The organism is Daejeonella sp. (genome assembly GCF_037719425.1).
Lineage (GTDB): Bacteria > Bacteroidota > Bacteroidia > Sphingobacteriales > Sphingobacteriaceae > Daejeonella.
Genome location: NZ_JBBJNI010000084.1, coordinates 8,380 through 17,997, shown reverse-complemented (window position 1 = coordinate 17,997; position 9,618 = coordinate 8,380). Strand labels below are relative to the sequence as shown.

Genomic DNA, 9,618 nt, shown 5'->3' with positions numbered 1-9,618 from the left:
TGAATTTTAAACTGACGAAGTCACGTGGAAGTCGGAGAGAGACTTCGTAAGTTAGAACACGCATATGCGCCCCTCGGCCGGGCAGTAATTCCCCGTAAGAGCGCTACGCTGAACTCTTAAACCAATGGGTGTAACCTGCTGATCATTCGATGATAGTTGGCCCATGAACAATCAGGCGGCCATCTTTTAAGATTTCCATTTTATCAATAAAAACCAGGCGTGTATGTCCGGTGGCTGCGGTCCTGCCGTGGTAGACACAAAGCATATCCTTTCCATCTGGCGACCATGTAACGCTATTGTGCCCTGTGCCGGTAACTTTCTCATTCTTCTGAAGTACCGGATTATTTTCAGCCTTTTTAAAAGGCCCAAGGGGATTCCGGGAGGTGGCATATCCTACGGCATAGTTCTTACCATCAAAATTATTCGCAGAATACATCATATAATAGGTGCTTTTATTTTTAAAAATGAAAGATCCTTCAGTCCAGCGGCGGTTCACCTCCTGTGATGTGACTGATCGGCTCTCCCATTCATCCGTACCCATTTTGATCGGAGGACGAAGCAACAAGACAGGTTCCCCGATCGTCCCGCTGAAGTCGGATTTCATTTCCACTCCGTAAACCCAGCTTTCCTCAATTTCATCGTATAGGCCTTTGGCTTTTGCCCAGGCTGCCACTTCGCTTTCAACCGGATGCTTGTAGCAGCATCTTGAGTAATACAGATAGGTTTTACCATTTTCAAACCATACATTGGCGTCAATGATGGGGTATCCGGGATCAAAAACAGGTCGGTCGTTTAAATCTACAAACGGTCCGGTAGGTTTGTCAGCGACAGCAACGCCTATCTTAAAATTTTCTTTCTCATTTGTTGGATTATGCTTCCACTGAGCGCTGTAAAACATATAGTACTTACCGTCCCTTTTATAAACCTCCGGAGCCCAGTAAGCCCCGGTTCCCCATCCGTTCTTATTATTTCCGAAGTACACCTGTCCCTCACTTTTCCATTCTTTCAGATTAGCGGAAGAATAGGCCATAAATCCCCTCTTTGCGCCGGCTCCGGTTCCATACATGTAATACATGCCGCCATCCCTGAGAACAAAGGGATCACCAAAGTCTACCGGCAAAGGGTTTGAATATTCAGACATCTTGTCGATAACAGCCGCTTTCCGCACATTACATGACCCGATGAGCAGATATAATATCAAGAACAGATTAATAACTATTTTATTCATATCGTTTAAGAAAATCAGTATGGATTATTTTGCGCCTTTACAGAAAATTTGTAAACAGAAACGGTGTGATACTTATCTCCCGGATTTAAGACGGTAGAAGGAAAGGAAGGCTGGTTTGGCGAATTCGGGAAATGCTGAGTCTCCATGGCAAAAGCAGTCCGGAAATCATCCTTAGTTCCATTTTTAAGCCTATTCTTTCCTCTCATAAAGTTACCAGTGTAAAACTGAAGCCCCGGCTCTTCGGTGTAAATATCCATCCTGATCCCGGTGATATCACCGACCACCGTAGCCGCATAATTCAGCCCGCTTTTCGCCTTATTTAATACAAAATTATGGTCGTAGCCTTTTCCGTTCTTCAACTGCACATCATCCGCGTTTATTTTTTCGCCAATAGTTGTTGGGGAATTAAAATCAAACGGCGTTCCTTTCACAGGCGACAGAGTCCCAAGGGGGATAAGGCCCGCATCTACCGGGGTGTATGTATCTGCGTTTATATTTACCAGGTGTTTCAGAATGGTCCCGCTGCCTTCTCCATTGAGATTGAAAAATGCATGGTTAGTTAAATTCACCAGGGTTTTCTTATCGGTAGTAGCCTCGTACTCCATTTTAATTTCGTTATTATCAGTGAGCGAAAAGGAAACCTTTACATTCAGGTTGCCCGGGAAACCTTCCTCACCGTCTTTGGATAAATACGTGAAAACAATCGTGTTCTTTGATCGCTGTTTAGCATCCCAGACAACGCTCTGAAAGCCATTTTTACCGCCGTGAAGCGTATTCAGACCGTTATTTATTGAAGAGGAATATTCTACACCGTCGATTATGAACTTACCCCTGGCTATACGATTGCCGTATCGCCCGATAGTCGCCCCAAAGTATGAATCACCGGATTTAAGGAAGTCCTGGATGCTGCCGAAGCCTACAACTACATCGGTCGGTTTGCCTGTTTTGTCAGGTACTAATAAGCTAACGATTCGGGCGCCATAATTAGTAAATGTGGCTTTCGCATTCTTATTATTTCTTATCTCGAACATTTTTATCTGTTTTCCCATAAGGCTATCGCCAAAAGCTGCTTGTTGAAATAGTTTACGTTCCGATACGTCCAAAAAATTGGAAGTTTTATTTCCTGCGCTGGCGATGCAAGGGTTTGTAATAGCCAGTACAGTGAAGGCAAGCAGGCCTGAACATAGTTTTTGCAGCATGTTGTTATTTTATTCTCAAACTTAATTTTTTTCCAGATCAATTCACGCTAAACTGGCCTTGTTAGATATTATTATTTGTACGTATCACAACATCTCAATACAAAGTAAACCTGGCCCCATGCGCAAGTTACACCATCTATTTTCATCATTCAGAGCATAAGTTAGAGCGTCACTCATCTCATAAACCTGTCTTTGGTGTTTTTCACTGTGATAAGCCTTTAACTCACGAACCGGTATTCCACCATTCTCTTTTCGAAGATAAAATCGCAAAGCGTCGGGATTTGGAGCCACATCACCTAATGGTTGGTATTCTCCCTCACGTATAAAAGCTGAACTCATAGCATGCTGATTGTATACTCATAACATCTAAAACGATATTTGGTTCCAATAATGAGCGGATGTCGATAAAATTCACGAAGCCTGAGGGATGAAAATTGTAGGGCCTCCGTTGACACTATAAAATTGTCTGCGTCTTCCGTAAGACAGGGGGTTCCCGCTTTCGCGCAATGTCATTAAGTTAAGCTTACACCCCTAGTATTTACACACCATTATGGAGGTTCCCGCCTGCGCGGGAATGACAAACTTTTTTGGAGAATAGGAGATTCCAGCCTTCGCTGGAATCGCAGTTTGTTATTGTCCAAAAAGCGATCTCGCCGAGGTAACACAAAAAACTTAATAACGAGACAATGAGAATTACTCAGATTCCAGCGAAGGCCTGCCTACCGTCAGGCAGGCTGGAATCTCCCCAATACCTCGCTATGCCTTGTCATTCTGGCGAAAGCCAGAACCTCCCGTCCCCTAACTTAATGACATTGAGCGAAAGCTGGAACCTCCAAAAATATCCGCATACCCGACTAAACGACAGTAGCCGTGCGAATCGTAAGTTAAGGACATTGAGTGTATTCCGGCAATTCCTCTAAAAATTTATACGACTCTTCCTCGAAATCGATCTCAGCACAGAAATGCTGCAGGCCATTGCTTACCACGATAAATTTCACCCGGTGAACGAAGTTGTATCGTGCTACCTGATCAAAAGCAGCCTGGGAAATTTTGACGGAAGGCGCTTTGCATTCCACAAGGACAATTTTCTCACCAGCCGTGTCAAAAAGCAAAATGTCCGAGCGTTTTTGAATGGAGTTTAGTTTCAACCCTCCCTCCAGCTTAATCAACGAGCGGGGATACTTTTTTTCCTTTATGAGAAACTGAATAAAATGCTGCCTGACCCATTCCTCAGGCGTGAGAACAAGGAACTTTTTCCTGATCTCATCAAATATATGCGTGGTATCACCGTCCTGTTTGAGACGAAAGGGGTACCGGGGCAGATTTAAGGAAGTAGGCTCAAACATTGAAATGCTAATGACTGGTATTCGGCATAATATTAATGAAAAATTATTCAACGGTAATCACGTTAAGTTTTTGCTTTAATCTGCAAATATAATCTTCAGCATTTCATAACTGCTGGTGTCCGGGGAAAGTTTGATATTTAAATTATCGCTTGAGTAATTATCGTTAAGTGTATTTTTTTGTTTTTCCCCCTGTTTTATCAAAAAAGTAGCTGGGTGAGGTCTCAAACTTCTTAACAATTCGAATGCAAATACAATGAGGTTCCAGCTTTCGCTCAATGTCATTAAGTTAAGCTTATACCACTAATATTTATACGTCATATTTAGGTTCCCGCCTTCGCGGGAATGACAACTTTTTTGGAGAAATAGGAGATTCCAGCCTGCGCTGGAATCGCAGCTTGTTATTGTTCCAAAAAGCGATCTCGCCGAGGTGGCACACAAAACTTAATAACGAGCCAATGAAGATTACTCAGATTCCAGCGAAGGCTGGAATCTCCCCAATCCCTACTTATGTCTTGTCATTCTGGCGAAGGCCAGAACCTCCCGCCACTTAACTTAATGACATTGAGCTTTCGCTGGAATGACATGCATTTTTTAGTATTGGGGAGATCCTGACTTTCGTCAGGATCGCAGTACGTAAAAAAGACCTGTGCTCAGCATATTATAAAAAAGCAGAAAAGCGATGCGACCCAGATTCCGGCGAAGGCCGGAATCCCCCTATTCTACCCCCACGGATTGTCATTCCAGCGAAAGCTGGAACCTCCGACTCTTCATGTAATCTCATTTCGAACTTTTGCCGACACCAATTATTTCATAACTGCAAGTCTTGAAAGGCTTGCAATATTTCGTATTTTGCAGCTTCCAAAATGAACATCAACGATCTTATTAAGGACCTTAAGAACAGGAAATTCAAGCCGGTGTATCTCTTACATGGTGAGGAGTCTTATTATATCGATAAGGTTAGTGACTATATAGAGGAAAATGTTCTTAGCGATGCCGAAAAGGGGTTTAATCAAACCGTTTTTTATGGTAAGGATAGCGACGTGATGAGCATTATCAATTCCGCAAAGCGTTTCCCCATGATGAGTGAGTACCAGGTTGTGCTGGTAAAGGAAGCGCAGGATCTGAAATGGGGAAAGGATGGTGATGACGATAAGAAATCGGCAGATCCAATGCTCTCATATTTTGAGAACCCCTTGTCCAGTACCGTTCTTGTTTTTTGTTACCGGAACGGCAAGTTCGACAAACGGAAGAAAACCTATAAGGCAATTGAAAAGAAGGGTATTGTATTCGAATCTGCAGAGATATACGAAAACAAGGTGCCTGCCTGGATAGAAGATTTTGTGCGTGAGAAAGGCTATACCATTCATGCCCGGGCTTCAGCATTACTGGCCGAATATCTGGGGAACGATCTCTCCAAAGTAGCAAATGAGCTGGAAAAGCTGATGCTGAACGTGAAGAAAGGGGATGAGATTAATTCTAGCGATGTTGAAAATAATATAGGTATCAGCAAGGAGTACAATGTTTTTGAATTGCAGTCCGCTATAGCCCGGAAGGATGCCTTTAAAGTTAATCAGATCATCAACTACTTCGCGGCAAATCCCAAAAATAATCCTATACAGTTACTGCTGGGTACTTTGAATACCTATTTTTCCAAAGTCTTAAAATATCACTATGCTACAGATAAAAGTGCCGCGGGACTTGCAAGAGAGCTTGGAGTCGCACCATTCTTTGTGAAAGATTATGAAATTGCCGGCAGAAGCTTCAGCAAACAGAAGACATTCCAGGTGATCAGCTACCTGCGGGAGTGCGACCTGAAGACAAAAGGCGTTGATGCAAGCGGCAATACCGAACAGGGGGAACTAATGAAAGAATTATTATTTAAAATTATACATTAAGATGTTAACCGGCCTTCGCACTATAGTATACCACTGTCAGGCAGGATTTTCATTCCCTGCTACCTATAGCCGTTGTTGGTCGGGTCGGATTTCAACAAATTTGGATTTAAGTTGACCTGCTCTTCCGGAATTGGTAGCAAAACATGGTACGGTTTAATATTTGCTGCAGGGTTATTAAAAGCTCTGTGTTTAGTCGCTTTTACCACTTGCAACAAGATTCCCCAGCGAATCAGGTCCATTCGTCTATGCCCTTCTGCTGCCAGCTCGAATTTACGCTCGTCATACATCTTCGTTCTGAATTGACCTTGCGTGAAAGCACTCCAGGGCTGAGCAGGATTAAACGCTCTTTCCCGCACCTTATTAACGTATTTGTATGCGTTTGCCGGTCCATTCAATTCGTTCTCCGCTTCTGCAGCCATTAAATAAATATCCGCTAACCTAAATACAATATAGTTTTCGGGATGATTTGTACGTGCAGAATTAGCCTGATTTAGATTCCAGCTCTTACGAAAATACGGGAACGATAAGGGAAAACCGATATAGTTTGTTACTATAGTTGCATCATAACGTAAGTCGCCGGTTTGCCAGTTTGATTTGAGTGCGAAATCCGGCAGGGGAATGGCAAATCCGAATCCGGTCATATCCTCTCCCTGGGCCAATAACAGGCTTTGGAAATATTCTGTGCGTTTCATAGTGACGCCATTGACAGTAATATCTCCGTTTCGGTTGGAAGGCTCGTCCCGGATCCGGGGATTGTAATCATCGGTTCGGGAAAACTGAAGCCCACCACCCTGATTCGCTGTAAAATCCACTACAAAAATCAGCTCCTGGTTGTACTGGCTAGCTGGATTTGACTGATCAAAAACAGCAGAGAAATTCGACAATAAAGTGTGCGGCGAGTTGTCAATAATAAAATCGCATTCAGCTTTCGCCTTGGCCCACTCTTTGTCAAAGAGATGATATTTTGCTTTTAATGCTGCTGCAGCCCATTTTGTAGCTCGTCCCAAATCTTTGCCAGAGTAGGATACTGCAAGCAATGGAATGGCTTTCTCCAGGTCACTTTTCATGGCAGTCCTTATCGTGCTCTTCGCAGTCCTTCCCAAAACAGATTTCTCCAGAACAGGCATCGGTGCATTGTAGTAAGGAACATCTCCCCAAAGGTTTGTTAAATGATAATAGGCTAAGGCTCTTAAAAATAGTAACTGTCCTATATTTCTTTCCTGAGATGTCTTAGATATTTTTGCATTGCCTTCTATGTTGCCTATGAACTCAGTGGTATTATTTACGATCTGATATAACTTAATCCAGGTGCCATTCCCGTCTGCAACCCCTTCCCGAATTAAGTAATTGTGAATCTCGCCATTCACATTTCTGCTGGGACCGAGGATATCAGCGCCGCTGATGTAATAGTTATCCAAACCCCGCTGGCCATATAAGCTATTATCGTGCAGGAGCCTATACACTCCGTTAACCGAGAGCTCGGCCTCTTTGTCATTATTAAAGAACTTGTCAGGAGTAATCTGATCTCTTAAATCTTCTTCTAAAAATTTCTCGCAACCTGTAAAAAAGAAGGATGCAGTTAAGGCGATTATAAATTTAAATTTAAAAAACTTCTTCATTTCTAAAATCTTAAAATTGAACATTTAGACCCATGGTGAATGATTTTGCATAGGGATATTGACCACCTGCAAATCCTTGAGAAACTGAATTGAATCCACTTCCGGCTTCAAAGTTATTCACTTCCGGATCGCCCAGCTTGAAACTGGAAAGCAGAAGCAAATTAGTTCCGGTTAAGTACACATTCAAATTACGAAAGGCTTTACTCATCCCTGTTTTTTCTATTGGGAAGTCATAGCTTAACGAAACGCTCTTTAACCTAAGAAAAGAGCCGTCTTCAATATTGACGGTGCTATTTGAATTATATATGCCCGAGGAAGTGCCCGCCCGCGGAATATCTGATGTCTCATTAACTCCTTGTTTCCATCTATCCACAACTATCGGAGAAACATTTTGATCCCCACGTCCGAAAAATGATCCCTGAGAAATAATGTTGAATATTTCTGAGCCGTATTGTCCATGAACGAACACATCCAATGCCAATCGCTTGTATTTAAAGCTATTTCTAAGACCACCATAAAAGTCGGGTTGGGGACTGCCAATTATTTGTGCATCCTGATTATTTATAACACCATCTTTATTCAGGTCTTCAAAACGGGGACTTCCAAGAAACACCCCAATTTGTTTATCGGCAATAATTTCTTCTTTCGATTTATAAGTTCCCAGATATTTTGCTCCTACAAATACCGGGAGAGGTTGCCCTACAATTAACCGTGCGGAATTGCCACCCTGGTTACCGGTCGACTGCAGATTGATAAATGGCTGACCGGCCAATGCAAGGATATTACTTCGGTTAGCCGATAAGATTAATGACGAACGCCATGAAAAGTTCTTCCGGTCTATATTCTGAGAGTTAAATGAAAATTCGAGGCCCCTGTTTCTTACCGATCCCAGATTTTGAAGCTGGGTGGTAGAATTAGCTCCCACCTGACCGGATAATGCAACCCTCAATAAAAGGTCGGAAGTTCTCTTATTATAATAATCAACCTCGAAACTGATACGATCTCTTAACAAACCAACTTCGACGCCTAAATCTAATTGGGTTGTCGTTTCCCAGGTGAGCCCATTACTGGGCACGGCACCAACTAAGATACCATTGGCCAGGTTTTCATTGAAGGTGGTCAATGTATTATCATAGGTAGCAATCGAATTATAAGCTGCAACACCCTGCTCTCCAACTTTACCCAGACTTCCTCTCACCTTAAGACTGCTAACCCAATCGATATTTTTCATAAATTCTTCCTGATCAGCATTCCACGCCAGTCCAGCAGAGGGGAAAAAGGAGTATTTATTTCCAGTTTCAAACACTGAGGAACCGTCATATCTTCCTACCAGCGTGAGCAGATATTTACTATTAAAGTTATAGTCTATCCGGCTTAAATAAGAGACCAGTGCACGCTGACCATATCCCGAACCTACTTTTGCAGTTGCTGCATCCCCTAATGCAAGATTATTGAACGTTACAGCGTCATTTGAAAAGCCATCTGATTCAGCGAAGGTACTTTCATTATTGTCTTTTTGGAAAGTAAATCCACCAAGCATTTTGAATGCGTGTTTCCCGGTACTGAAGTTATAGTTAAATGTATTTTCGTTCAAAATGCTCTTTTGATTATTTGTAGCAATCCTTCCAAAACCACCGGTAGTTATTTCCGGAAGAATTCCCGGCAAATAGTCGTTCTGTTTATTGTAGGTGAGGTCGGCGCCTAATGTAGTTTTGAACTTCAGATTACTGATAATTTCGTATTCCAGATAGGCATTAGTAGTTAATTTTGTAACGAGGTCGTGATCAGTTCTCAACTGAATATCTGCTTCAGGATTGCGTTGGATAGTTGAGCTTATCGGATTTTGGCCGGTAAATTTTCCGTTTGCATCGTATACTTTCCTTATTGGCACTACCGTATTGACAATTCCACTGTACGCAACCTTATTGTTTTCGGTCTTGTATTGCGCAGCATTTAACCGTATTCCGCTTCTCAATTTATCGGTAACTTTCATATCCAGGTTCGCCCTGATCCCCCCTTTTCGTAAACCGGAAGCTCTCACGATGCCTTTTTGATCGAAATGGTTAAATGATACATAATAATTGGAGTTGTCCGAATTTCCCCCTATTGAGAGGTCAGTATTGTTGACCAAACCGTTCTGGGAAATAAGATCAATCCAGTCGGTGGTTTCAATATCGCCCGTATATGCCAAAGGTAAACTGGTATCCGTTTGTCCGAAACCACTCGGTCCGGGCACAAATTGTGCAGATTCGTTTACGTAATCAAGGTACTCTTGTCCTGTTAAAATCTCTATCCGGTTTGCAGTTGTCTGTAAGCTTGTATAATGACCTA

7 protein-coding genes are annotated in these 9,618 nt (G+C 42.5%); 1 reads left to right on the top strand and 6 read right to left on the bottom strand.

What is annotated here, in order from left to right:
* Positions 1-142 precede the first annotated feature (142 nt).
* The 4 genes from WKF69_RS11945 to WKF69_RS11930 all read right to left on the bottom strand — a co-directional run bounded on the left by WKF69_RS11945 (position 143) and on the right by WKF69_RS11930 (position 3,773).
* On the bottom strand, positions 143-1,228 hold the full coding sequence (locus tag WKF69_RS11945; protein WP_340382159.1) for a glycoside hydrolase family 43 protein: 1,086 nt from the start codon (positions 1,226-1,228) through the stop codon (positions 143-145).
* 14 nt (positions 1,229-1,242) lie between these two features.
* Positions 1,243-2,427 carry an aldose epimerase family protein gene (locus WKF69_RS11940; protein ID WP_340382158.1) on the bottom strand — a complete coding sequence of 395 codons (1,185 nt, stop codon included), beginning with the start codon at positions 2,425-2,427 and terminating at the stop codon, positions 1,243-1,245.
* A gap of 84 nt (positions 2,428-2,511) precedes the next feature.
* Entirely contained in the window at positions 2,512-2,766 is a 255-nt protein-coding gene (locus tag WKF69_RS11935) for a hypothetical protein (protein WP_340382157.1), read from the bottom strand.
* A 545-nt stretch (positions 2,767-3,311) separates the two neighbouring features.
* The gene (locus WKF69_RS11930) at positions 3,312-3,773 is read right to left on the bottom strand and encodes a type I restriction enzyme HsdR N-terminal domain-containing protein (RefSeq protein WP_340382156.1); all 462 of its coding nucleotides are present in this window, start codon (positions 3,771-3,773) and stop codon (positions 3,312-3,314) included.
* A gap of 863 nt (positions 3,774-4,636) precedes the next feature.
* Here WKF69_RS11930 and holA point away from each other — a divergent pair.
* Positions 4,637-5,668 (top strand): DNA polymerase III subunit delta, encoded by a 1,032-nt coding sequence (gene holA, locus WKF69_RS11925; protein WP_340382155.1) that lies wholly within the window; start codon positions 4,637-4,639, stop codon positions 5,666-5,668.
* Positions 5,669-5,727: 59 nt separating this feature from the next.
* Here holA and WKF69_RS11920 read toward each other — a convergent pair whose 3' ends face one another.
* Both WKF69_RS11920 and WKF69_RS11915 read right to left on the bottom strand, forming a co-directional pair.
* Positions 5,728-7,287, bottom strand: a complete 1,560-nt coding sequence (locus tag WKF69_RS11920) for a RagB/SusD family nutrient uptake outer membrane protein (RefSeq protein WP_340382154.1) — start codon at positions 7,285-7,287, stop codon at positions 5,728-5,730.
* Positions 7,288-7,297: 10 nt separating this feature from the next.
* On the bottom strand, positions 7,298-9,618 hold a 2,321-nt coding region (locus WKF69_RS11915), incomplete at its 5' end, for a SusC/RagA family TonB-linked outer membrane protein (protein WP_340382153.1).

What these genes read in the sequence shown, in the direction of transcription:
- WKF69_RS11930 (WP_340382156.1), bottom strand. Translation starts at nt 3,773, where the DNA reads ATGTTTGAGCCTACTTCCTTAAATCTGCCCCGGTACCCCTTTCGTCTC.
- WKF69_RS11945 (WP_340382159.1), bottom strand. Translation starts at nt 1,228, where the DNA reads ATGAATAAAATAGTTATTAATCTGTTCTTGATATTATATCTGCTCATC.
- WKF69_RS11940 (WP_340382158.1), bottom strand. Translation starts at nt 2,427, where the DNA reads ATGCTGCAAAAACTATGTTCAGGCCTGCTTGCCTTCACTGTACTGGCT.
- WKF69_RS11920 (WP_340382154.1), bottom strand. Translation starts at nt 7,287, where the DNA reads ATGAAGAAGTTTTTTAAATTTAAATTTATAATCGCCTTAACTGCATCC.
- holA (WP_340382155.1), top strand. Translation starts at nt 4,637, where the DNA reads ATGAACATCAACGATCTTATTAAGGACCTTAAGAACAGGAAATTCAAG.
- WKF69_RS11935 (WP_340382157.1), bottom strand. Translation starts at nt 2,766, where the DNA reads ATGAGTTCAGCTTTTATACGTGAGGGAGAATACCAACCATTAGGTGAT.